The sequence below is a fragment of the Micromonospora sp. WMMD1082 genome, from assembly GCF_029626175.1.
GTDB lineage: Bacteria > Actinomycetota > Actinomycetes > Mycobacteriales > Micromonosporaceae > Micromonospora.
In genome coordinates, this window is sequence record NZ_JARUBM010000002.1 from 5482596 (window position 1) to 5505048 (window position 22453).

Sequence of the window (22453 nt, forward strand, 5' to 3'; positions counted from 1 at the left end):
CAGGTTTCAGGAGGCAGCCGCGGTGCGTCGAACGGAGAGCGTGGCGTACTCCCACCTGTCCGTGGAGCTGGGGCACGTCTACGCGGAGGACTTCGGCGACGGATGCCGGGACCTGCGCCGCAAGTTCGGCCGGATCGCGGACTGGGCCCAGGCGATCCCGGCACTGGCCCGCCGGGGGTTGCGCCCGCACCGGCAACCCAGGATCAGCACCTGTTTCCTGGTCGACGACTACTTCCACCGGTTCGCCACGCCGCGCGAGGTGATTCCGCAGGTGCAGCAGGCCGCGGCCGAGCACGGCCTGGTGCTGGACTACGTGGCCCGGGAGTCCAGCTTCGCCCGGCACGACGATGTCGAACTGGCCCGGCTGGTGGTCGACACGCTGGTGGTGGAGCCACCGCGGCACACCACCGGGAGCCGCCCGCCACTGAGCGAGTCGGGCTGGCTGTCCAACGGCAAACGCTCGCCGGGCCACGCCGACACGCCCGCGATGACCCTGCCGGTGCCGTGGTCGCCACCCCTGCAGTCCGGCGATGCCCCGCACTCCATCTTCGTCGACGTCGAGTTGTGGTCCGACGAGCCGGAGCGCCGGGTGTGGGCCTGCGCGCTGCTTGCCTCGGTCTGGCAGATGACCCGGCTGGGCGTGCTGCGGCACCGGGGCCAGACGATCACCCAGCCGTACCAACTACCCCCCGACGAGCCGCTGCCCACCGAGTGGGACCGACTGCCGGCGATCGTCCAGCTGAACCCGGACGCCGCGCCGTTCTGCGGGTACCGCACGGTGACCCTGATGGACACCCGGTACCTTCCGGTCGAGCTGGCCGTGCGGACCATCCTCGGCCAGGTGGCGGTGCCACCAGCGGTGGCACGGCAGGTGGCCAGGCGGGCCGGCAGTGAGGGCCTGGAGCTGCCCGACGAGCTGGTCGACCGGCTGAGCTACGTCTTCATCGGGGAGTGAGCTGGTTGACCGCCACCCGGCCGGCCAGGTCGCGCAGGATGCTCATGTTGCCCACGGTGATCTGATCCCGGATCCAGTTGACCGACGACTGCCACTGCCGACTGAACCCGGGCACCTGCTCCAGCCGGTCCCAGATCGGCCGCAGCCGGGGGTCGACCCGCGCGCCCGGCAGCCAGAGGTGCAACAGGTGCTCCAGCACCGGCCGCAGTCGCTCGATGTGCTCCTGCGTCGAGCCGGTGCGGGTCACCGCGGCCTCCACCAGGGCGGAGAGCATGGTGAGCAGCCAGTCGTGCAGGGCAAGATCCTCGCAGAGGCCGGCGACCGCCGCCGGTACGTCCTGCGGGCTCACCGTGAGTCGTACGGTGCGCAGCGTCGGTGAGTCCACGGCGACGTCGGCGGTGGCCGCCTCGCCCGGCTGCTGATGGATCTGGGCGGTCCACCGGAGCCGGGTGCGCGCCGCGCGCAGCGGCGGGCGTCGGTCCAGCAGGTCGGACATCTGCACGCCGTCGAGCACCCGCCCGGTGATCGCGTCCAGGTTCAGCACGTCGGCGGCGTTGCCATGCAGGAAACCCTTGGCCAGATCCTCGGCGTCCAGCTTGCCCACGGTCTCCAGCACGCCCGGGTTGGCCAGATAGTACGACCACGGCCGGCGGCGCTCCCCGGCCACGACCTGGATGATGGAGGAGGCCTGCACGATCCGGCCGCCGGTGATGACCGCCCGGGTGACCACCGCGCCGACTCCACGCAGCTGGCGGTTCTTCGCGCTGGGCAGCCAGCAGTCCACACCGGTGCGGACGTCGGGCGACACCGCGTAGAGCGACGGGCGCCGCGAGGTCAACACGGCCTCGCCCTCGACCAGGCTGAGCACCTCGGCGCTCTGGTCCTGTGCCAACGCCGTGCTGTGCTGTAGCAGGCTGGTGTGCACCTCGCCCACCGTGAGCATGGTTCCTCCGCATCGGCACCACGGGAGACACCGCCAGGCGCATGGGCCCGCGGTCGGTGATCGGATCCGAATCCGTCCGCGCCCATCATAGGCCCAACAGTGCGGTGAGAGCCGATATGTGCCGGGGGTTGCGGACGTTCACGGGGCCGATGGATGTGACGGCGGCTGATATTTTAGGAATGCGGTCGCCAGCCACCCCTGGAGTTTGCCGTCCATGAAGGTCTACATTTCGGCCACCCAACAGGACCTGCTGGAATATCGTGCGGCCGTACACGCGGTGGCGCGGCGCCTGGAGATCGAGGACGTCGCCATGGAGGCGTACGGTGCCGACGTCCGCCCACCGCTGGAACGCTGCCTGACCGACGTACGCCGCTGCGATCTGTACGTGGGTCTCTTCGCCTGGCGCTACGGGTTCCGGCCGCCCGGCCAGGAGTCCTCCATCACCGAGCTGGAGTACCGCGAGGCGCTCGCCGCCGGCAAGCCCTGCCTGATCTTCCTGCTCGCCGAGGACACGCCGTGGCCGGTGGACATGGTCGACCGCAACGGCGACTGGCAGCAGATCGTGGCGCTGCGGCGGGAGCTGAAGGAACGCCACCTCTGCGCATTCTTTTCCAGTGTGGACGACCTGTCGGCGAAGGTCACGGTGGCGCTGGCCGACGTGCGCAGCGGCCGGTCGCCGGCGCGCGAGCCCGGCGATCCGGACACGCACCTGCCGGAGGCGGCGCGCAGCCAGTACCACAAGCAACTGCGGCTGCGCTACCAGGCGGTGCCGCTGGACGCGGTCTCGCCCCGGCCCACCATCGGTTATCTCACCGTCGGGCTGTCCAATGTGTTCGTCGAGCCGAGGGTGCACGAGGACGCCCGACCGGAGATGCCGCTGGCCTGGTGGCGCTGGGCGGGTTCCAGCCCGAGCGACGACGACGGCGGCGGGCTGCCCGGCGTGGTGGACCCGAGGGACGTGGAGCGGCTCTGGGAGGAGTACGCGGCCAAGGACGCGTCGCCGTTGTTCGACGTGGTGTGCGACCCGGCCCGGCGGGCGATCGTGCTGCTCGGCGATCCCGGCTCCGGCAAGTCGGCGGCCGCCCGGTATCTCGCGCTGGCGCTGGCCGGGGTCTGCGAGGAGCCCCGGCTGGCGGCGCTGGACCAGTACCTACCCGTCCTGATCGAGCTGCGGTCGTACGCCGCCCACCGTGGCGACGGCCGGTGCGACGGCCTGCTGGACTACGTCGGTCACCGTCACCAGCAGGGGCTGGCCGGGATCGACCGGGACGTGCTGGAGGCGTACCTGCGGCAGGGTGGTCAGGCGCTGTTCCTCTTCGACGGCCTGGACGAGGTGTTCGACCCGGCGCAGCGAGAGGAGATGGCCGCGCAGATCGCCACCTTCGCCAACGAGTACTCCGGGGTGCGCACGGTGGTCACGTCGCGGGCGGCCGGATACCTGCGGCACACCTTCGCCAACGCCGGCTTCGACCACTTCACCCTGGAGGATCTCGACGACGAGCGGATCGCCCGGTTCCTCGGCAACTGGTACCGCTACGTGATGCCGACCCCGTCGGTGGAGGCGGACCGGCAACGCCGGCAGATCCTCGACGTGGTGCGCCAGTCCCGGGCGATGCACGAGATCGCCGGCAATCCGCTGCTGCTGATGCTCATGGCGATCGTCGGCCGGGACCGCCCGCTGCCGCGTAACCGGCGCCGGCTCTACGCCCACGTCACGGACGTGCTGATCTCCGAATGGGACGTGACCAAGCAACTGCGGGAGAGCCACGGCGACGTGCCACCGCTGGATCCGCAGGCGAAGCTGCGACTGTTGCGCCATCTCGCGTTCTGGATGCAGTGCCGGGAGTCCGGGCCGGCCGGAAACTACATCGAAGCGGATGAACTGTCCGGTATCTTCCGGGATCACCTGGTGGAGTTCTACGGTTTCGAGAACGAGCGCGCGCACGCCATGGCGTACTCGATGATCGACAAACTGCGCCAGCGGAGCTTCATCCTGGAACGGTACGGGCTGCGGCTGTTCGGCTTCGTACACCGCACGTTCCTGGAGTTCTTCTGTGCCGAGGAGATCGTGGACAGGTTCGATCATGACCCGGACGCCTGGGGGATCGACCAGCTGCGCGCGCTGTTCCGTGAGCACTGGGCCGATCCGTCCTGGCGGGAGGTGCTGCGGCTGGTGGCGAGCGCGCTGCCCGCCGACGTCGCCAACGACCTGGTGACCCTGCTCGCGACCGAGGTCAACCAGCCCTGGCCCCCGCTGAACCTGCCCAGTCCACCGTGGAACCTGGTGCTGGCCGCGCAGTGCGTGGCGGAGGCGCCCCGGCCGGCCGGGCTGGCCGGCGCGGGCGAGGCGGTGCTGCGCCAGATCGTGCTGCTGGTGGAGCACGGCATCTCCGCCGACGATCCGAATCTCGTCGAGCTCACCGAGCAGGAACTGCTCTCCTCGATCCGGGCTCTCGGGCCGCAGTGGCCCGGCCGGGCCGCCTTCCTGCACTGGTACCGCCGCCGTGGGGTGCGCACCAGTTGGCGCTCCGGCTCCACGTTCGCCACCCGGTCCGCCGCCGTGCTCTCCACCGCCGAGGAACAGCTGGAGGAGGTCCTGGTCCGGGAACTCGGCGAGGGGCGCGAGCGGCAGGCGCGGATCACGCTCGTCGCCGGCCTGGCCGAGACGGCCGGCCGGTTGGACACCACCAGCCGCAGTCGCCGGTACTGCCGGGATCTGCTGCTCGCCCAGGCGCGGGCGGAGGGCTCGACCGCGGTGCGGCAGGCGGCGGTACGCGCGCTGGTCGCCAGCTTCGGTGCCGCGCCCGATCTCGTGGACGTGTTGCGCGAGTTCGCCGGCTCACCCGATCCCGCGGTACGCGCGCTCGCCGTGCAGTCCCTCGGGCGGGTCGAGCTGACCGATGAGGTCCGAGGGTTGCTGCTGACGCGCGCCGCCGAGGATCGGGACACCGGCGTACGGCGGGCCGCCGCGTCGGTGCTCGCCGCGCGCTGCGCCGACCTGCCGGGCGTCGCCGAGACGATGCAGCGGCTGCTGGCGGTGGACACCGACCCCGGTGTGGTGCAGTGCGCGCTGCGCTGCCTGCTGACGGTGCCCGAGCAGAGCGAGCCGGCCCGGGGCCGGGCGCTGTCGCGGATCGGTGGCGACTCCCACGACGAGGTGCGGCGCTGCCTGATCACGGAGCTGCTGCCCGGGAGCCCCGGCGCGGAGGGCACCGAGTTGCTGCTCAAGTTGGCCGGTTCGGACAGCTCCGCACGGGTCCGTGCGGTCGCGGTGCAGCGGCTGGTGCAGGTGAGCGACCCGGACGGACGGTGCCGGGACCGCCTGGTGGACCGGATCGAGCAGGACGAGGACGCGTCGGTGCGGGCGGCGGCGGTGACGGCGCTGACCGACCGGTACCGCATGGACGACACCGGCTGGGCGGTGGCGGCGCAGGCGGCGCGCGCCGACGAGGACGCGACGGTGCGGCTCGCCGCGGTCCGCGCGCTGGCCGAGGCGTACCCGGACCACCGCACCGGCGAACTGCTGCTGGAGCGGGCCCGCCAGGACCCCACCGCCAGCGTCCGGCTCGCCGCGGTCGCCCTGATCACCGGCCGGCCGCTGCTCGGGCACGCCACGCGTGACCTGCTGATCAGCCGCGCCGCCGAGGAACGGGATCCGATCGTCCGGCTGCGGGTCACCCGCAGCCTGGCCCGCCTCGGCGACCCGCTCGACGTCGCGGTGGGGGAGTGCCTGGCCGAACAGGTCCGCCGGGATCCCGATCCGAACGTGCTGCGCGCGGCGGCGCAGGCGCTGGCCCGGGCCGGCGAGACCGACGGCCTGGTGGAGACGCTGTCCCGGCGGGCCCGTCGGGACAGCTACGCCGGCATCCGGCTGGCGGCCGTGGAGACCCTCAGCGCGTACGCGAGCCCCGATGTGGTGACCGACGTGCTGCTGGAGCGGATCGATTCCGACAGCGACCCGGCGGCGTTCGACGCGGCGGTGTGCTGCCTGACCGAGCGTGGTTCGCCCTCTATGGCGGTGACGCTGCGCCTGATGCGTCGGCTGGCCGATCGGGATCCGGCGATCCGGGCCCGCATCGCCGCCGCACTCGGTGAGCACTTCGGCAGCGATCCGGAGGTCCGGGTGCTGCTGGTGGGGCTGGTCCGCGACGATCCGGCCCTGGAGGTCCGCCGCCGGGCCGCGGAGCAGCTCGCGGCCAACCTGGCCGGCCGGACGGGGGTGCGGGAGCTGCTGATGCGGCTGGTGGACGACGAGGACTGGGAGATCCGCCGTACGGCCCTGCTCGCGTTGGCCCGCCACTACGGCGGGGACACCCGCACCCGGCCGATTCTCGTCCGGCTGGCCCGCCAGCCGGACGCCACGGTACGGGGCCTGGCCGGGCAACTGCTGGCGACGCTGCCCGGGACCAGCCCGGACGACTTTCCGTGACCGACCGGCCCGACCTCAGACCGTCAGTGGTGGTCGCAGCGGTGGTGGAACAGGACCGGATGCAGCCGGTCCATCAGGTCCTGCTGGCCCTGCAGCGGCGGGGTGAAGCAGAGCCGGTAGGTCGCGGTGCCGCTGCCGGCGGGTACGGAGACGAGCAGCCCGTACCGGTCGAGCCGCAGTGGACACGGCAGACAGTCGGCGGGCACGTCGATGCCCGCGATGACCAGTTGCTGCCGCAGGAACGGGTAGAGCTGCGGGCCGTGGTGGTCGACCAGGTCGACCAGGAACGGCCGCTCCGCCGGCACCACCGGGTCGGGGGCGGCGTGCCGGTAGTGGGCCAGGTTCACCGGTAGCTCGCGCTCCCGGCCGGTCAGTGTGACACGCTTCGGTACGACCTCGACGATGACGCTGCCGTGGCCCACGTCGAGCAGGTCGGGGTCCGGGAGGGTGGCGGCGACCGCGTCGGCGGCGGTCCGCGCGGCGTCCCCGGTCAACGGGGTGGCCCGGCCGCCGACGCGCACCCGGCCCCAGGTCGGTGAGAACGGCAGCGGCGGTTCGTCGGCGATGTGCACGAGGACGTTGCGGGCCGTCGTGGTGAGCGGGTCGCCGCGACGGCACAGCAGCAGGATCCGACCGTCGTCGGCGGCGCCGTGCCGCACGCCGGAGACGGTGGGCAGGTGGCGCGCGACGACGGTGGCGGGCGCGGTGCTGCTGGCGAGGGTACGGGCGATCTCTGCTCGGCTCGGCTGCATGGGGGCTCCGTTCGGGGAGGGCGTGCCGCGGGGCGGCGGGTTACGGGTGGGTGATGGCGCACGCCCGGCAGGACGGGGTGGGGCCGACCAGTCGCGCCAGGTGTTCCGCCGCGTCCTCGGGACCGGCGAGCGGCGCCGCGAAGGCGATCCGCACGTCCCGGTGGTGGGTGGGCAGCTCCAGGCGCAGCACGATCCCGTGCCGGTCCAGCCGCAGCGGGTGGATCCGCCGGGCGCCGCCGCGCTGCTCGGCGGGCACGAGGTGGCCCAGCCGGTGGATCGCCTCCGGATGCTGCTCGTGCAGGTGACGCAGCAGGTCGGCCTCGTGCGGGGCGAGCGGGTCGGGGCGGGCGGCGGCCAGTTCGTCCGGGTCGACGCTGGCGTCGCCGTCGGCGTCGACGAGGTCGGCGGCGGCCAGGTCGAGGACGGTGGTCAGGTCGTCACCGTCGAGTTCGTCGAGGGTGAGCCAGCCGGTCAGGGTGGCCCGGGCGCGGACCCGGTCGCGTACGGGCAGGGGTGCCAGGTCGGTCAGCTCGATCAGCGCGGGAGTCTCGCCCACGTCGAACAGGTGTCGGGCCACCTCGGCGCGGGCGGGCAGGGCCATCCGCAGGCGGCCGTCGGCGGCGACGGTGTGCCGGCCGACCAGGTCCGCGTGGTGGCGGGGCGTACGCAGGGTCAGCGAGTCGGTGACGGCGAGCAGCGTACGCAGCCGCTCGGCCGGGGTGCCGGTCGTCACCGCCGGGAGTGTCTTGCCCAACGTCCCACCTCCGTTTAGGTTAGCCTTACCTTACTAGAGAGGTGATGATGAACCAGTCCCGTCCTAAGATCAAGCGGTCCCGCCGCCTCGGCATCCCGCTCACCCCCAAGTGCGTGCGGTACTTCGAGCGGCGGCCCTACCCGCCCGGCGTGCACGGCCGCGCGCGGACCAAGGAGAGCGACTACAAGGTCCGCCTGCTGGAGAAGCAGCGCCTCAAGGCGCAGTACGACCTGCGGGAGCGGCAGCTGCGCCGGGCGTTCGACCGCGCGGTGCGCCGCCCGGGCAAGACCGGCGAGGAACTGGTGATCGACCTCGAGACCCGGCTCGACGCGCTCGTCCTGCGCGCCGGCTTCGCCCGCACCATCTACCAGGCCCGCCAGGCGGTCAGCCACGGACACGTGAACGTCAACGGCCAGCGGGTGGACCGGCCGTCGGCCCGGCTGGTCCCCGGCGACCTGCTGGCCGTACGCGAGGGCAGCCGCACCAAGACGCCCTTCGTCGTCGCGGCCGCCGGCAGCCACGCCCCGCAGCGCCCCGCCGGGTACCTCGACGTGGACCTGGCCGGGCTGACCGCCCGGTTGACCCGGCTGCCCCGTCGCGCCGAGGTGCCGGTCATCTGCGACGAGCAACTGGTCGTCGAGTACTACTCCCGCTGAGGCCGGCCAGGACGCCCGCCCGCCGGTGTCGTCGTGCCGCGGAGCCCTGACGGTTCCGGTTCGGAACCGTCAGGGCCGTTGCCGGTCTACGGGAAGCTCGGATGCAACCGAACGGACTCCGCCGACGTCCGATCGGCATGAAGATTCGTCGAAGCGGGCGGCTGGCGGTCGTCCCCCTGCTGTTGCTGACTTCCGCGGCCTGTGGCCAGCAGACCGGTGCCACCGGCTCGGGCGAAGCCGACTCTCCCGAGCGGTCCTACTCCGCCGACGCGGTGGTGTTCCGGATGGACCACACCGGCGGGTTCGTCACGCCGGCGATGCTGGCCACCCGGCTGCCCGCGATCAGCGTCTACGGCGACGGCCGGGTGATCACGCAGGGCCCCGTGCCCATGATCTATCCCGGCCCGGCGCTGCCCAACCTCCAGGTGGGCACGATCGGCGCCGCCGAGCTGGAGGAGCTGATCACGGCGGCCCGCGCCGCCGGGGTGGGCGGCGGCGCCGACCTCGGCACGCCGCCGGTCGCCGACGCGCCGTCGACCCGCTTCACCGTGCTCGGTGACAACGGGGTCGAGCAGCTTGAGGTGTACGCCCTCGCCGAGAGCGGCGGCACGGAGACCGGGCTCACCGGCGACCAGCAGGCGGGCCGGGACAGGCTGCGCGAGTTCGCCGACTCGCTGACCGCCGAGTCGGGCCCGCTCGCCGCCGCGCAGGCAAGCACGCAGGCGTACGCTCCGACCGCCGTCGCGGCCGTCGCCGAGCCCTGGGTCGCCAACACCGAGGCCGGCGAGCAGCCCGAGGTGGCCTGGCCGGGCCCGACGCTGCCCGGCGCCGACCTCGGCACGGACCTCGGGTTGGGCTGTGTCACGGCCACCGGCGAGGAGGCCCGGAAGGTGCTCGCGGTGGCGGCGGACGCGACGACGGCGACCCCGTGGACCTCGGCGGGCACGCGCTGGACGGTGACCCTGCGGCCGCTGCTGCCCGACGAGACCGACTGCGGCGACCTCGCGACCAACCGCTGAGCCGGCGCGGGCGCTGAGCCCGAGCCGGGGCGGCCTGGCCGCTGCTACCGGCGGTCGGCGGGCCGCCGGTGCTGGCGGGCCGGCCTATCGCCCCGGCGAGAGGTCGGCCAGCCGGCTCACCACCCGCTGCTCGGCCAGCTGCTCGGCGAACTCGACCGGGTGCCGGTCGGGCATCGTCTGCACCTCGGTCACGCCGAGCGCCGCGTACTCGGCCACCTCGGCGACGAACGCGTCGACGTCGGCCAACGGCGAGCGGGTGGCCAGGACGGTCTTGGTGACGCTGTCGTAGTCGCGGCCCTCGGTGGCACAGTGTTCCCGCAGCACGTCGAGCTTGCGGGCGACCTCACCCGGGCTGGTGCCGAAGAGGTTGCACAGGTCGGCGTGGCGGGCCACCAGCCGCAGGGTCTTCTTCTCGCCGCCGCCACCGATCATGATCGGCGGGTGCGGCCGGCTGATCGGTGGCGGCACGTTCAGCGTCTCGGCCAGCTGGTAGTGCCGGCCCTCGAAACGGCCGTTGTCGTCGCTCCACATCTGCCGGCAGATCCGCAGCGTCTCTTCGAGACGCGCGAAGCGTTCCGCCACCGGAACCACCGGCACGCCGAGGCCGCGTTGCTCCCGCTCGTACCACGACGCGCCGATGCCGAGCCGGGCCCGGCCCCCGGAGAGCACGTCGAGCGTCGTGACGATCTTGGCGAGCAGCCCCGGATGGCGGTACATCACCCCGGTGACCAGCACACCGAGGGTCATCCGCGTCGTCCTCGCCGCCAGGTAACCCAGGGTCGTGTAGGCCTCCAGCATCGGCTCCTCGGCCGGCGCCACGCCCTCCATCTGGAAGTAGTGGTCCATCACGGTGAAGGCCGAGAAGCCGGCCTGCTCCGCGATCCGGGCGGTCTCGGCCAGCGTCGGAGCGATCTCCGCCGGCTCGGCGGGTGTGGAGAAGTTCCAGTAGTGCAGCCCCAGCCTCATCGCCTGATCCCTCCCGGTCCAATGTCGACAGGGAGCATTATGGCCGGCGATCGATGCCCGCGCTGGCCCCGACGATGGCCGCTGCCCGTGGTCGAGGCGCGGAATCCGGTCGTTCGGCCACCCGGTGCCATGGCACCATCGGCCGGGTGAGCCACCCCGCCCAGCCGATGTACGAGCCGTTCGCCGCCGAGTTCGAGGCCCACGCGTACGACAGCGCCTACAACGCCCACTACGACCGGCCGGCGGTGCTCGATCTGCTGGGCGACGTCACGGGTGCCCGGGTGCTGGACGCCGGTTGCGGACCGGGTCTGTACGCCGAGGAACTGCTCGCCCGCGGCGCCGTCGTCACCGCGTTCGACGCCAGCCCGGAGATGGTGCGGCTGGCCGAGCGTCGCCTCGGTACGCGCGCCGACCTGCGGGTGTGGGATCTGGAGCGACCGCTGACCTGGCTGCCGGACGCGACGCAGGACCTCGTCCTGCTGGCGCTGGTGATCCACCATGTCGACGACCGGCCGGCGGCGCTGGCCGAGCTGCACCGGGTGTTGCGTCCGGGTGGTCACCTGGTCGTCTCCACCACCCATCCGACCAGCGACTGGCTGCTCACCGGGGGCGGCTACTTCGACCGCGTACCGGTGGAGGAGGTCTGGCAGACGCGCTGGCGGGTGCGCTACTGGCGGCAGCCGCTTCAGGCGTGGTGCCGGGAGTTCACCGACGCGGGTTTTCTCATCGAGCGGCTGGTCGAGCCACGGCCGGCCGAGACCATGGCCGCCCGCTATCCCGAGGTCAGCGAGAAGTTGGCGCGGTCTCCCGGGTTCATCGCGTTCCGGCTGCTCAGACCGTGACACCGCAGGGGACGCCGGACCCCGGTCGCCGTTACGGTGACCAGGTGGACGAACTCGTGGCGCTGTACGCCGAGGGCGACCTGTCGGGCAGGGTCACCGGCGCCGCGCCCCGCAGCGTGGTCCGCGCCGGAAACCTGCCGCACGCCGCCACGGCGGTGTTGCTGCGCGACGAGCGGGACCGGGTCTACGTCCACCGCCGCACCGACACCAAGGATCTCTACCCCGGCCTGCACGACGCCTTCGCCGGAGGCGTCGTCCTCGCCGGGGAGGACCCGTTCGAGGCGGCCGCCCGGGAGCTCACCGAGGAACTGGGCGTCGCGAACTGCGAGATCCGGCCCTGCCTGCGGTACTGGTACGCCGACGCGTACGCCAGCTACCTGGCGTACGTCTTCGAGGCCCGTTACGAGGCCCGCCGCTGCGGTCCGGTGGTCCACCAGCCCAGCGAGGTGGCCGCGGGCTGGTGGCTCGACCTCGCGGATCTGGTCACCCGTCTGGCCGACCCGACCTGGCCCTTCGTGCCGGACGGGCGGGCCACCCTCGACCGCTACCTGCGGCAGGAAGCGGGCCGGGCCGGGTCCGGATGAGGGTGCGGCCCGGCCGGCGGTGGTCCCGCCGCTGGCTTGGGCGATCGTCCCGATCGCGGCCCGCCGAGCGATGAAGATGGGACGATGTGGCGGATTCTGAGGACGCGGGTGGAGGTGACCGCGGAGACACACCGGACGACGATGTACGAGATCTTCTTCGATCTGGTGTTCGTCTTCGCGCTGATCCGGGTCACCGAGTACATGAGTGCGCACGCCTCGCCGTTGACCCTGGTGAAGGGCCTCGTCGTACTCCTGCTGCTGTGGATCTCCTGGCTGACCTACTGCTGGCTCGGCAACCACGCCCGCGCCGACGTCGGGCTGATCCGGGCCGGCACCACCGCCGCCATGGCCGCCGTCTTCCTCGCCGCCGTGGTCGTCCCGGACATCTGGGAGGCCGCCGCCCTGCCGCGCCTGGTCCTGCTGCTGTCCTACCTCGTGCTGCGGGTGATCCACCTGGTCCTCTACCACCGCGCGGCGGAGGACGACCAACGTCTGCACCGCACACTGCGCATCTACACCCTGATCACCGCGCTGTCCTGGATCCCGCTCGTCCTCGGCGCCGTGCTCGGCGGCTCCGCGCAGCTGCCGCTCTGGACGGCGGCGCTCGCCATCGACTTCGCCGGCGGGCTGGTCGCCTCCCTGCTGAGCGGGTGGCCGTTGCGGAGTCCACGGCACTTCGTGGAGCGGCACGGCCTCATGGTGATCATCGCGCTCGGCGAGACCCTGATCTCGGTCGGTGCCGGGATCGGCACCGAGATGATCCGTGGCCCGGTCCTGCTGGCCGCGCTGTTCGCCCTCGTCATCACGGTCTGCCTGTTCCAGCTCTACCGGGTGAACTCGATGGCCGCGGGCGAGGAGCTGATGAGGGAGCCCAGCCCACGGCGGGACCGACTCGCCGTCAACGCCTACAGCGCCATCCACTTCGCGCTGGTCATCGGGACGATCTACCTGGCGTTCGGGGTACACCAGGCGATTGCCACCCTGGCGCACGACGAGCCCTCGTCCGCCGCCGGGTCGCGCCTGGCGTGGACCCCGGCGGCCGCGCTGTTCGGCGGCGCCGCCCTGTATCTCGCGGGCCGGGCGACGTTTCTCGGGGTCGCCCTCCGGTCGGTGCCCCTGGCGCAGCTCCTCGCCCCCGTCGTCGCGTTGGCGCTCGTCCCGGCCGGGCGGTTCCTGCCCGGTTTGTTCACCCTCGCCCTGCTCGCCGCGTTCCTCGTCGTCCTCGTCGGCTACGAACGTGTCTCCGGTACAGGCCCCGATTCCCATACCGCCGACGAGGTCGCCATGCGCCGGCCGCGGTGAGGGCAATCCTGGACTTGCGGGTCCATTATCGCCGAGCCACAGTGTGCTCCGAGCGGTCCGATCCGGGCCGGTACGCACACGGGGAAGGACCCTTCATGAACCACTACTACCTGCTCGGCCGGTCCGGGCTGCGGGTGAGCCGGCTGGCGCTGGGCACGATGAACTTCGGCACCGGCGGGTTCCACGCCGCGTACGGGCGGACGGAGGCGGAGGCGGAGCCGATCTTCCGGCGGTATCTGGAGGCCGGCGGCAACCTCGTCGACACGGCGGACTTCTACACCGCGGGGGCGAGCGAGCGGATCCTCGGCCGGCTGATCGCCGCCACCGGTGCGCGGGAGCGGCTGGTGCTGACCAGCAAGTTCACCAACACCGTCGATCCGGTCGACCCGAACGCCAGTGGCAACGGTCGCAAGCACATGATCCGGGCGGCCGAGGAGTCGCTACGCCGGCTCGGCACCGACTACCTGGACCTGTACTTGCTGCACACCTGGGATCGGATCACCCCGGTCGAGGAGGTGGTGCGGACCTTCGACGATCTGGTGCGGGCCGGCAAGATCCGCTATGCCGGACTGTCAGACGTGCCCGCCTGGTACGCGGCGCGGGCGCAGAGCGTGGCGGAGGCGCACGCGTTGACCCCGATGGTCACCGTTCAGCTGCCGTACTCGCTGGTCACCCGAAGCATCGAGGCGGAGTTCGCGCCGATGGCGCAGTCGCTGGGGCTGGGCCTGAGCGCGTGGAGCCCGCTCGGCGGTGGCCTGCTGACCGGCAAGTACCGGCGGACCGCCGAGGGCCTGGCCGGTGCGGGGCGCCTCGGCGACGGCGGGGCGAACCACCAGCCGGTCGGCGACGCGCAGTGGCGGGTGGTCGAGGCGTTGCGGGGCGTGGCCGGCGAACTGGGCCGCAGCATGGCGCAGGTGGCGCTGAACTGGGTGGTCACCCAGCCCGCCGTCGGTTCGGCGGTGGTCGGGGCGAGCAACGTCGAGCAGCTCGACGGCAACCTGGCCGCGCTCGACTTCGAGATCCCGCGCGAGCTGCGCTCCCGGCTCGATGAGGCCAGTACGCCCACCGCCGCACCGCCGTACTCGATGTTCACCCCGGAGTACCAGTCCTGGATCGTGAACCCCGGCCTCGGCATCGGCGACAAGCCGGCCGGCTACGCGCCCCCGGTGTTCAACGGCGCCGCCTGACCGGTGAGCGTGCTCCGGGCCGGGTGGCCACCTCGCTACGATTGGACCGCGCCGTGACAGACGAGGGGGCGTCGTGGCCCGCGAACTGACCCGCAAGGGAGAGGCGACCCGGGCGCGCATCGTCGCCGGTGCCGCCGCCGAGGTCCGCGAGCGTGGCGTCGACGACGTCCGCCTTGAGGACGTGATGGCCCGCACCGGCACCAGCAAGGGGCAGCTCTTCCACTACTTCCCACAGGGCAAGGAGGAGTTGCTCCTCGCGGTGGCCCGGCACGAGGCCGACCAGGTCCTCGTCGACCAGCAGCCGATGCTCGACGACCTCACGAGTTGGCCAGCCTGGCAGGCATGGCGTGACCGGGTGGTCGAGCGCTACCGGGCACAGGGCTTCCAGTGCCCGCTCAACGGGTTGCTGGGGCCGGCGGCCCGGCGTTCCCCCGGGGCGCAGGCCGTGGTGACCGGGCTCATGGAGCGTTGGCAGGGACGACTCGTCGTGGGGATCCGGCACCTGCAGGCGGCCGGCGAGGTCGCCCCGGAGGTGGACGCCGACCGGGCCGCGGCGGCGCTGCTGGCCGGCATCCAGGGCGGTGTGGTGCTGCTGCTGGCCACCGGGCGGACCGAACACCTCGAGGCCGCCCTCGACGTGGCGCTCGACGGCCTGCGGGCCGGCACCCGGGTCTGACCGGTGGTGGCCGGGGCGGTCCGCTCCTGCGGCCCGCCCCGGCCCGGCACCCGTACGCCGTCGGCAGCTCAGAAGCCGAGTGCCCCCCGTCCGCCGACCACCGGCAGGCGCAACTCGCTGTGCTGCGGTGCGACCCGCAGCCGCGTGCCGCCCAGCGGCAGCAGGGTGTACTCCTGATCACTGGAGAAGATCACCACGCCGATCCGGTGGCCCGCCGGGAAGACGTGGTCCTTGGGTTCCAAGGTCCACCGGAGGTCGTACCGCCTGCCCTGCGTCAGCGGCACGGTGCGCGACCGGTCCACGCGGTTCTGCGGGTCCATCCAGCCCCGGGTCACGACCGTCGGCGCGGCGGTCGAGCCGGCCGGGCCGTAGTCGACCAGGTACGCGGTCAGGTTGGCGCCCGGCTTGTTGTCGATCGCGGTCCGCAGCCGCAGCTCGGGGCGCCCGGAGATGCGCACGTCCCGCGTCAGCGCGGGGGAGCGGTAGACGAGCCGGTGCGGGTTCGCCGCGTCCGGGTCGGCGATCAGGTCGTCCGGGTGGATCGTCCGGCCCTCGTCGACGAAGCGCTGCTCGACCGTGCCCTTCGGCGGCCAGCGCGAGGTGAGCGCGCCCGGGGTGGTGGGGCCGGTCGCGGCCAGCCGCAGCGGCACCTCGCGGGCGCCCGGATCGGGCCAGTTGCGGTACGTGGTGTAGACCTGATCCTCGCGCTGCACCACGGCGGTCGGCTCGTCCATGATCCCGTTGGGCACGTGCCACAGCCAGTGGTCGAACCAGCGGTTCTCGGTCTGCTTCCACGTCCAGGTGCGGCCGTCGGGCAGGGTCACCGACGCGTTGTTGCCGGGGCCGCCGTGCCCGCCCTGATGCAGCCAGATCCGGCGCGGGACCCGATGCCGGGTGAGCTCGTCCCACCAGCCGGCGAAGTGCTCGGTCTTCACGTTCCAGTCGTTGAGGCCGTGCACGAGCAGGACGCTGGCCCGCACCCTCCGCGCGTCGAGGTGGTCGCGGTCCCGCCAGAACCTTGAGTAGTCGCCGGTGACCCGGTCCTGCCGGGCGGTCAGCTCGGCCATCGCGTCGGCGCAGCGCCCCTCGGCCCGCGCCTGGCCGGCGGTGAACTTGGCCAGAACGTCCACGTCCTCGCCCTGGTACGTCCCGGGTGCGACGACGAGGCCGTTGGCGCGGTAGTAGTCGTACCAGCTGCTGATGGCGGCGACCGGCACGATGGTCCGCAGCCCCGGGACGCCGGTGGTGGCGACCTGGTTGGGCAGCGTCCCGTTGTAGGAGACGCCGGTCATCCCGACCGCGCCGGTGGTCCAGTCGGCGGTGACCGGCGCACCGGCCTCGTCGTACCCCTTCGCCCGCCCGTTCAGCCAGTCGACGACCGCCCGGGTGCCGAGCGTCTCGGCCTGGTCGCCGCTGGTCGGGCAGCCGTCCGAGTCGCCGGTACCGACGCTCTGGCCGAGCACCACCGCGTACCCCCGTGGCACGTAGTAGTCGTCGAGCGAGCCCGGCAGGTTGGCCTTTGCCACCGCCCGCTGGGCCGCCACGTCGGACGCCCGCTGGCCGGAACGGCGGGCGATACCGTTCTGCGGCAGCTCGTCCACCAGCACGCTCGGGTACGGCACGTCGTACCAGACGTCCTTGCGGTACGGGCTGTGCTCGAAGATGACCGGCACCTTGAAGCCCTCGGTGGCGGTCTCGCGGGGCCGGGAGATGTCGATCGCGACCCGGTCGAGGCGACCGTCGCGGTCGGTGTCCACCGTGGTCTGCACATACACCCGCTCCTCGATCGCGTCGGCGAGCGAGAACACCGGTTGGGTCATGCCGTCGACGACCACGATCCCCGCCGGGGTGGTCGGTGCGGGTTGGGCGGCGGCGGGTGCCGGTGCCGCGCTCAGTGCCAGTGCGCCGGACAGGCCGGCGCCGAGTAGTGCCAGATGGGGGGCTCGACGCACGCGCGTCTCCTTCGGTCAGGCTGGTGGCCGGAGTCCGCCAGGGACGGAGGAAAGATCCATCGACCACATGCTATGCCCGTTGGCGCTCGTGCGGTGACCGCCCGGCCGGTTGCGTGCGTGGCGCCGGTCGTCAGCCCTGGCCGCTGCCGTTCAGCAGGGCGAGGCCGGTCTCCGGGTCGAACCTCTTGGTGAGGTTCCCGCCGACCTCGGTGATGATCACCTCAAGGGTGGGCCAGACCTCGCCGCGCAGCAGATGCCCGCCGACCGTCGTGCCGTCCCGGCGGCCGAGCACGGCGTGCACGTGCAGCGCCGGCTCGCCCTGATCCTCGGCGATGTCCCCGAGCAGGGAGAGCACCTCGACCTGTTCCGGAACGGGAATGCGAAGATAGTCGCGCGCCTGGCGGTCGAAGTAGCCGACCTCGGCGCGATGGAAGCCACCGACCGCCGTGACCCGGGCCCCCCGTACGCCGGCGCCCTTCGCCACCTCGTTGACGACGGCGACCGCCTCCTCGCCCTTGTCGACCGCGACCACGATCACCCGGTGGCCACCGTCGGTCAGCTCGATCGTGCGCATGGCCGGCCCCTCCTCCCACGACGAACCATCGGCCCGCCTGCCGGTCGGCTTACCCGCTACCCGCCGATCCTCACCGGTCAGCGAAGCTCGGACTAAGCTCCGCGCGTGCCACTGACCTTTCCCGCACACCCGGCGCCGGTGCTGGCGCTGAAGATGTGGCGGCCACGATGGTGCGACGGCGTCGCGTTGGGCACCGGCGCGGTGGCACCGGACGTCGTCTACCTGGCGGCCGGACCCAGCGGCGAGAGCTTCGCCGACACCCACTCCTGGCCCGCCCTGTTCTGGTGGTGCCTGCCGGTGGCGCTGGCGTACGCGGCGGCCTTTCGGTTCTGCGCCGACGGCATCCTGGCCCACCTGCCCGGCGACCGCTGGTTCGGTTGGCGCGGCCACGGCTCGGTGGCCCGGTGGCCGCACCGCTGGTGGATCGCGGTCAGCTCGGCGCTCGTCGGCGCGGCGAGCCACCTCGCGTGGGACTGGCTCACGCACACCGACAACTGGCTACGGGTGATGTTCGGCCTACGGTGGTCCGACGTTACCGACATCGCGTGGTGGACCGTGTCGGATCTGACGAGCACCGTGGTCGGTACCGGGGCGGCGATCGTCCTCGCCGCACGCCTCGGCAGGCGGAGCATCGTCGGGGGCACGGCGGCGGCCAGCGTACGCCGACCGGTGGTGTTCTGGGTCAGCGCCGCGGTCGTCGCCGTCGCCGGTCTGGCGGTCGTGCCGCTGCTGCCCGGCGCCGCCCACCTCGCACCGACCGTCGTCCGGGTGCTGCACGTCGTCGGCCTGGCGCTGCTGGCCGGCGGCCTCGCCGCCCGGATCCGGCCGGCGCCGCGGTGGGCTGCCTAGCCGGGCCCCGGTGCCGGCGGCCGGCCGGTCACGGCTTGCGGGCCACGGCACCGTACGCGTCGATGGCCTGGGCGTCCGGGTCGTTCGGGCGCCACAGCGGGATCGGCACGAGCCCGGGCTCCACCAGCGTCAGCCCGTCGAAGCAGCTGGCGAGCTGCGCCGGACTGCGCAGAATGTACGGAACGCCGCCGCTCTGGGCCAGCCGCTCGGCACCCGAGACCACCGCCAGGCTGGTGTCGGTGCCGTCCCACAGCACCAGGTGACTGCCGGAGGCGGTGGCGTCCATGACCCGCGCCACGATGGAGCGGACCACGTCCAGGTCGGGCTCGTAGCCCAGCACGCCCATGAACATGACGGCGATGGGCTGGTCGAAGTCCAGCGTCTCCGCCGCCTCCGCGAGGATCTTCTCCGGGTCGTGGTAGTCGGCGGGTACGTAGGTGGTGACCCCCTCGGAGGTCGTGCTCGACAGCAGGGCCCGGGCGTGTACGAGCACCATCGGATCGATAGATGTCGGGTAGTGTGCACATGTGGTTGGGTCCTCTCCTGGAAGGGGAGTGTGTCGATTTCGGCTCTGTCTCACATTCGGTGGTGACCGAAGGTAATCGATGTCGTTGAGGTCATGTGTGCAAGATCGATGATCTGACGAAGATGGTGTTCTCGGGGTTGTCCCCGCTGGTGATCGATGACGTCACGGACGAGGGCGAGCGGATTCTGGTGCGGGCTCGGACTCCTGAAGCGACGGTGGCGTGTCCGGGCTGCAAGGTGGTGACGGGCCGGGTGCACGGGTATCACCAGCGGACTCTGGCGGATGTGCCGGTCGATGCCCGGCCGGTGGTGCTGCGGGTACGAGTGCGCCGTCTGGTGTGCCCGACGCAGGGCTGCCGTCGCACGTTCCGGGAGCAGCTTCCGGGAGTTCTGGAGCGTTACCAGCGTCGCACGTCCCGGTTGATTTCGCAGGTGGCTGCGGTCGTGCGTCAGCTGGCCGGCCGGGCCGGTGCTCGCCTGATGTCGGTCCTGGCGATGGTCGTCATGTCCCGGCACACTGCCCTGCGGGCGCTGCTGCGTATTCCGTTGCCGCAGCGGCGGGTGCCCCGCGTGCTCGGGGTCGACGACTTCGCGTTGTGTCGTCGTCGCCGTTACGCCACCGTCCTGATCGACGCGGTCACCCGTGAGCGCATCGATGTGCTGCCCGACCGCAAGGCCCACACGTTGGAGACGTGGCTGTGTGAGCATCCCGGTGTCGAGATAGTGTGCCGGGACTCCTCCGGCGCCTACGCCGAAGCGGTCCGCCGCGCCCTACCCCAGGCGGTGCAGGTCGCCGATCGCTGGCACCTGTGGCACAACCTCGCCGAAGCCGTCCGCAAAGAAGTCACCGCACACAGCACGTGCTGGGCCACCACCGGCCTACCGCCCCAGGACGGCATCCGGGCCGTGACCACCCGGCAGCGGTGGCAGCAGGTCCACGATCTGCTCGACAAGGGCGTCGGCCTACTCGAATGCGCCCGCCGCCTCAACCTCGGCCTCAACACCATCAAACGCTACGCCCGCATCAGCCAACCCGAACGTCTGGTCCGCGCACCCCAGTACCGGCCCACCCTCGTCGACCCCTACCGCGCCCACCTACGCCAACGCCGCCAACAGGACCCCGCCGTCGGCGCCACCCAACTCCTCGCCGAGATCAGGGAACTGGGCTACACCGGCAGCCTCAACCTGCTCTACCGCTACATCACCCAAGGCCGCGTCGAAGCCGACCGCCCAGCCCTGTCACCCCGACGCCTCACCCGCTACCTCCTGACCCCACCCGATCAGCTCACAGACCACCAACGGTCGCTCGTCGACGCCCTCACCGCCGCCTGCCCGGAGATGACCACGCTGACCGGCTTCATCGGCTCGTTCGCCAGCCTCCTCACACCCGCAGCCGGCAACGACCACCGTCTCGACACATGGATCACCGAGGTCACAACAACGGACCTGCCCCACCTACACACCTTCACCCGCGGCCTCGGCCTGGACCGCGACGCCGTCAACGCCGCCCTGACAACCCCCTTCCACAACGGCGGCACCGAAGGCGTCAACACCAAAACCAAATTGATCAAGCGGCAAATGTACGGACGCGCCGGGTTCGACCTTCTACGACACCGAATCCTGCTCGGCTAACCGGCACCCTCCGTCACCACCGAATGTGAGACAGAGCCTCGATTTCCGTGTTTGGGCCTGTGGTGTGATCGATGCTGTTAGATGGTGATCCGGTCGCCGTAGGCGAGGATCAGGGCGTTGAGGGTCTTGGCCCAACCGTAGACCCTGCCGGTGATGCTCCCGCCGCCTCTACGTTTCTGCTGGACGACGAGGTAGAGGACCTTCATCGCGGCCTGCTCGGTCGGGAAGTGCCCGCGCCTGCGGGCGGCCTGCCGGAACCGGGCGTTCAAACTTTCGATGATGTTGGTGGTGTAGAGGACTTTGCGGACCTCGTGGTCGTAGTTCAGGAACGGCACGAACTGTGGCCAGGAGGTCCGCCAGAGCCGGATGACGGCGGGGTACTGGTCACCGAACTGCGTGGCGAACTCCTCGAAGCGGGCCTCGGCGGCGGCGACGGTGGGGGCGGTGTAGATGTCCCGCAGTGCGGGGGTGATCTTCTGCCAGTCCTTGCGATTCGTGTACCGCAGGCTGGCCCGCACCAAGTGGACGACGCACTGCTGGTGCACCGCGAGGGGCCAGACCTGCTCGATGGCGTCGGTCATGCCCTTCAGCCCGTCGGAGCAGACCATGAACACGTCCTCGACGCCTCGGTTACGTAGTTCGGTGAGGTAGCTGTCGGGGTACAGGTTCAAGTGCACAGGCGCGTACGGCTGAATGTGCAGAGTTTGCCGTACCCGCGGATCCCAGAAGATCATTCAGGCCATCGACGTTCATCGAGCGCGACCGCTGACCCCGTTTCATGCAGTCCATCTGCGGCGTGGAGCGTGTCCGCATGGACAAGCTCGCCTGATCCGCCCGAGAGCCGGTGAGCCTGTTGCGGCAAATCGAGACCAAGCCGACCCGCACCGCAGCCGCGCAGCGGCGAGGAGGGGAAGCGGCGCGGTAGCGCCTTTCTGGGCCACGCGGTTGCGACGGACAGGCACTGCGTCTGCCGCATCCTCGATCTTGAGCAGCGACCTTTGCAAGATCAGCCGTACGTAGCTCTGCACTCCAACGAGTACCCCGACAGTAGCCGGCCCACTGTTTGGCGCCTTCACCGCCGGTGCCGGCCCACATACCGAGCACGTCGCGTTCCCCGTCGAGGCTGATGCCGACCACGACGTAGACGGGCCGGTTCGCGACCTGCCCCTGGCGGATCTTCATCACCAGGGCGTCGATGAACACCACCGGATAGATCCGGTCCAGCGGCCGCTGCCGCCACGCCTCCATCTCGGCCAGGACACTGTCGGTGACCCGGCTGATCAACTCCCGGGACACATCGGCCTCATACACATCCGCCAGATGCGCCGAGATCTCCCCGGTCGTTAACCCTTTCGCATACAGCGACAGGATCGCCTCGTTGAACCCGTCCAACCGGCGAACATGCTTGGGCACGATCTGCGGGGTGAACGATCCGGCCCGATCCCGCGGCACCTGGATCCGCACCGGCCCGACATCGGTCTGCATCGTCTTGGTTCCGTGACCATTACGCACGTTGGCCCGCCGGCCGGTCGCCTCGTCGACACCGGCCTCGTCGAGATGCGCATCCAGCTCCGCATCCAACGCTGATTCGAGCACGGTACGAGTGATCCCCGCCAGGAGCCCACCCGGCCCCACCAGAGACACCCCGTCGGCCTTGGCCCGCTCCACCAACTGCTGAGCGAACTCCACCTCCGCCGCCGACGGCTCCGGAAGCTGAACAGCGTTCTTCTTGACTGCCATGACGTGGTCCTTCCCGGACAGGATCAACGTCCTGTCCAACGGACCACACCCAGGTCAAACACGGAAATCTACGCAGTCCCGTGCAGTCCCATCCCTTCCAAACCTGGGGCTTCGGT

The 22453-nt window shown here is 71.6% G+C and carries 20 protein-coding genes; 11 read left to right on the forward strand and 9 right to left on the reverse strand.

The window, feature by feature from the left end:
• Positions 1–22 precede the first annotated feature (22 nt).
• Positions 23–955: an SCO2522 family protein gene (locus tag O7615_RS25200; protein WP_278180266.1), complete on the forward strand. Its 933-nt coding sequence runs from the start codon at positions 23–25 to the stop codon at positions 953–955.
• Here the strand turns inward: O7615_RS25200 and O7615_RS25205 are convergent.
• The gene (locus O7615_RS25205) at positions 942–1898 is read right to left on the reverse strand and encodes an SCO2521 family protein (protein ID WP_278180267.1); all 957 of its coding nucleotides are present in this window, start codon (positions 1896–1898) and stop codon (positions 942–944) included. The two genes, O7615_RS25200 and O7615_RS25205, sit on opposite strands and share 14 nt — an antisense overlap.
• A gap of 214 nt (positions 1899–2112) precedes the next feature.
• Here O7615_RS25205 and O7615_RS25210 point away from each other — a divergent pair, with 214 nt between their 5' ends.
• Complete coding sequence (locus tag O7615_RS25210) at positions 2113–6327, forward strand: HEAT repeat domain-containing protein (RefSeq protein ID WP_278180268.1); 4215 nt, start codon at positions 2113–2115, stop codon at positions 6325–6327.
• A 23-nt stretch (positions 6328–6350) separates the two neighbouring features.
• Here the strand turns inward: O7615_RS25210 and O7615_RS25215 are convergent, their stop codons facing one another.
• Together O7615_RS25215 and O7615_RS25220 are read right to left on the reverse strand one after the other, a co-directional pair.
• A complete protein-coding gene (locus O7615_RS25215) occupies positions 6351–7079 on the reverse strand; it encodes a DUF2470 domain-containing protein (protein WP_278180269.1) in 729 nt (242 codons plus the stop codon).
• A gap of 40 nt (positions 7080–7119) precedes the next feature.
• Positions 7120–7833, reverse strand: a complete 714-nt coding sequence (locus O7615_RS25220) for a DUF2470 domain-containing protein (protein ID WP_278180270.1) — start codon at positions 7831–7833, stop codon at positions 7120–7122.
• A 47-nt stretch (positions 7834–7880) separates the two neighbouring features.
• Here O7615_RS25220 and rpsD point away from each other — a divergent pair, with 47 nt between their 5' ends.
• On the forward strand, positions 7881–8489 hold the full coding sequence (gene rpsD / locus O7615_RS25225; RefSeq protein WP_278180271.1) for a 30S ribosomal protein S4: 609 nt from the start codon (positions 7881–7883) through the stop codon (positions 8487–8489).
• 137 nt (positions 8490–8626) lie between these two features.
• Positions 8627–9508 carry a hypothetical protein gene (locus O7615_RS25230; RefSeq protein WP_278180272.1) on the forward strand — a complete coding sequence of 294 codons (882 nt, stop codon included), beginning with the start codon at positions 8627–8629 and terminating at the stop codon, positions 9506–9508.
• 84 nt (positions 9509–9592) lie between these two features.
• Here O7615_RS25230 and O7615_RS25235 read toward each other — a convergent pair whose 3' ends face one another.
• Positions 9593–10474, reverse strand: coding sequence for a TIGR03560 family F420-dependent LLM class oxidoreductase (locus O7615_RS25235; RefSeq protein WP_278180273.1), 882 nt, complete (start codon positions 10472–10474; stop codon positions 9593–9595).
• A 146-nt stretch (positions 10475–10620) separates the two neighbouring features.
• On the opposite strand from O7615_RS25235, the gene O7615_RS25240 reads away from it, so the two are divergent.
• From O7615_RS25240 to O7615_RS25260, 5 genes are all read left to right on the forward strand, one after another.
• A complete protein-coding gene (locus tag O7615_RS25240) occupies positions 10621–11316 on the forward strand; it encodes a class I SAM-dependent methyltransferase (protein ID WP_278180274.1) in 696 nt (231 codons plus the stop codon).
• A 44-nt stretch (positions 11317–11360) separates the two neighbouring features.
• On the forward strand, positions 11361–11900 hold the full coding sequence (locus O7615_RS25245; RefSeq protein WP_278180275.1) for an NUDIX domain-containing protein: 540 nt from the start codon (positions 11361–11363) through the stop codon (positions 11898–11900).
• A gap of 84 nt (positions 11901–11984) precedes the next feature.
• Positions 11985–13202, forward strand: a complete 1218-nt coding sequence (locus O7615_RS25250) for a low temperature requirement protein A (protein ID WP_278180276.1) — start codon at positions 11985–11987, stop codon at positions 13200–13202.
• Between the two features lie 95 nt (positions 13203–13297).
• Positions 13298–14389 carry an aldo/keto reductase gene (locus tag O7615_RS25255; RefSeq protein WP_278180277.1) on the forward strand — a complete coding sequence of 364 codons (1092 nt, stop codon included), beginning with the start codon at positions 13298–13300 and terminating at the stop codon, positions 14387–14389.
• 73 nt (positions 14390–14462) lie between these two features.
• On the forward strand, positions 14463–15065 hold the full coding sequence (locus O7615_RS25260) for a TetR/AcrR family transcriptional regulator (RefSeq protein WP_278180278.1): 603 nt from the start codon (positions 14463–14465) through the stop codon (positions 15063–15065).
• Between the two features lie 68 nt (positions 15066–15133).
• Here the strand turns inward: O7615_RS25260 and O7615_RS25265 are convergent, their stop codons facing one another.
• On the reverse strand, positions 15134–17017 hold the full coding sequence (locus tag O7615_RS25265; protein WP_278180279.1) for a Xaa-Pro dipeptidyl-peptidase: 1884 nt from the start codon (positions 17015–17017) through the stop codon (positions 15134–15136).
• Between the two features lie 130 nt (positions 17018–17147).
• Complete coding sequence (locus O7615_RS25270; RefSeq protein ID WP_278180280.1) at positions 17148–17591, reverse strand: PPC domain-containing DNA-binding protein; 444 nt, start codon at positions 17589–17591, stop codon at positions 17148–17150.
• A gap of 105 nt (positions 17592–17696) precedes the next feature.
• Between O7615_RS25270 and O7615_RS25275 the strand changes: the two genes are divergently transcribed.
• A complete protein-coding gene (locus tag O7615_RS25275) occupies positions 17697–18440 on the forward strand; it encodes a DUF4184 family protein (protein ID WP_278180281.1) in 744 nt (247 codons plus the stop codon).
• 28 nt (positions 18441–18468) lie between these two features.
• Here the strand turns inward: O7615_RS25275 and O7615_RS25280 are convergent, their stop codons facing one another.
• Positions 18469–18936, reverse strand: a complete 468-nt coding sequence (locus tag O7615_RS25280) for an SAM-dependent methyltransferase (protein ID WP_278180282.1) — start codon at positions 18934–18936, stop codon at positions 18469–18471.
• 152 nt (positions 18937–19088) lie between these two features.
• Here O7615_RS25280 and O7615_RS25285 point away from each other — a divergent pair, with 152 nt between their 5' ends.
• Complete coding sequence (locus O7615_RS25285; RefSeq protein ID WP_278176342.1) at positions 19089–20597, forward strand: ISL3 family transposase; 1509 nt, start codon at positions 19089–19091, stop codon at positions 20595–20597.
• Positions 20598–20674: 77 nt separating this feature from the next.
• Here O7615_RS25285 and O7615_RS25290 read toward each other — a convergent pair whose 3' ends face one another.
• Together O7615_RS25290 and O7615_RS25295 are read right to left on the reverse strand one after the other, a co-directional pair.
• Positions 20675–21268 (reverse strand): transposase, encoded by a 594-nt coding sequence (locus O7615_RS25290; protein ID WP_278180283.1) that lies wholly within the window; start codon positions 21266–21268, stop codon positions 20675–20677.
• A complete protein-coding gene (locus O7615_RS25295; RefSeq protein ID WP_278180284.1) occupies positions 21228–22337 on the reverse strand; it encodes a transposase in 1110 nt (369 codons plus the stop codon). The genes O7615_RS25290 and O7615_RS25295 overlap by 41 nt, the downstream gene beginning before the upstream one ends.
• Positions 22338–22453: the final 116 nt, after the last annotated feature.

What these genes read in the sequence shown, in the direction of transcription:
- O7615_RS25235 (WP_278180273.1), bottom strand. Translation starts at nt 10,474, where the DNA reads ATGAGGCTGGGGCTGCACTACTGGAACTTCTCCACACCCGCCGAGCCG.
- rpsD (WP_278180271.1), top strand. Translation starts at nt 7,881, where the DNA reads ATGAACCAGTCCCGTCCTAAGATCAAGCGGTCCCGCCGCCTCGGCATC.
- O7615_RS25285 (WP_278176342.1), top strand. Translation starts at nt 19,089, where the DNA reads ATGGTGTTCTCGGGGTTGTCCCCGCTGGTGATCGATGACGTCACGGAC.
- O7615_RS25255 (WP_278180277.1), top strand. Translation starts at nt 13,298, where the DNA reads ATGAACCACTACTACCTGCTCGGCCGGTCCGGGCTGCGGGTGAGCCGG.
- O7615_RS25280 (WP_278180282.1), bottom strand. Translation starts at nt 18,936, where the DNA reads ATGGTGCTCGTACACGCCCGGGCCCTGCTGTCGAGCACGACCTCCGAG.
- O7615_RS25250 (WP_278180276.1), top strand. Translation starts at nt 11,985, where the DNA reads ATGTGGCGGATTCTGAGGACGCGGGTGGAGGTGACCGCGGAGACACAC.
- O7615_RS25295 (WP_278180284.1), bottom strand. Translation starts at nt 22,337, where the DNA reads ATGGCAGTCAAGAAGAACGCTGTTCAGCTTCCGGAGCCGTCGGCGGCG.
- O7615_RS25270 (WP_278180280.1), bottom strand. Translation starts at nt 17,591, where the DNA reads ATGCGCACGATCGAGCTGACCGACGGTGGCCACCGGGTGATCGTGGTC.
- O7615_RS25215 (WP_278180269.1), bottom strand. Translation starts at nt 7,079, where the DNA reads ATGCAGCCGAGCCGAGCAGAGATCGCCCGTACCCTCGCCAGCAGCACC.
- O7615_RS25205 (WP_278180267.1), bottom strand. Translation starts at nt 1,898, where the DNA reads ATGCTCACGGTGGGCGAGGTGCACACCAGCCTGCTACAGCACAGCACG.
- O7615_RS25210 (WP_278180268.1), top strand. Translation starts at nt 2,113, where the DNA reads ATGAAGGTCTACATTTCGGCCACCCAACAGGACCTGCTGGAATATCGT.
- O7615_RS25230 (WP_278180272.1), top strand. Translation starts at nt 8,627, where the DNA reads ATGAAGATTCGTCGAAGCGGGCGGCTGGCGGTCGTCCCCCTGCTGTTG.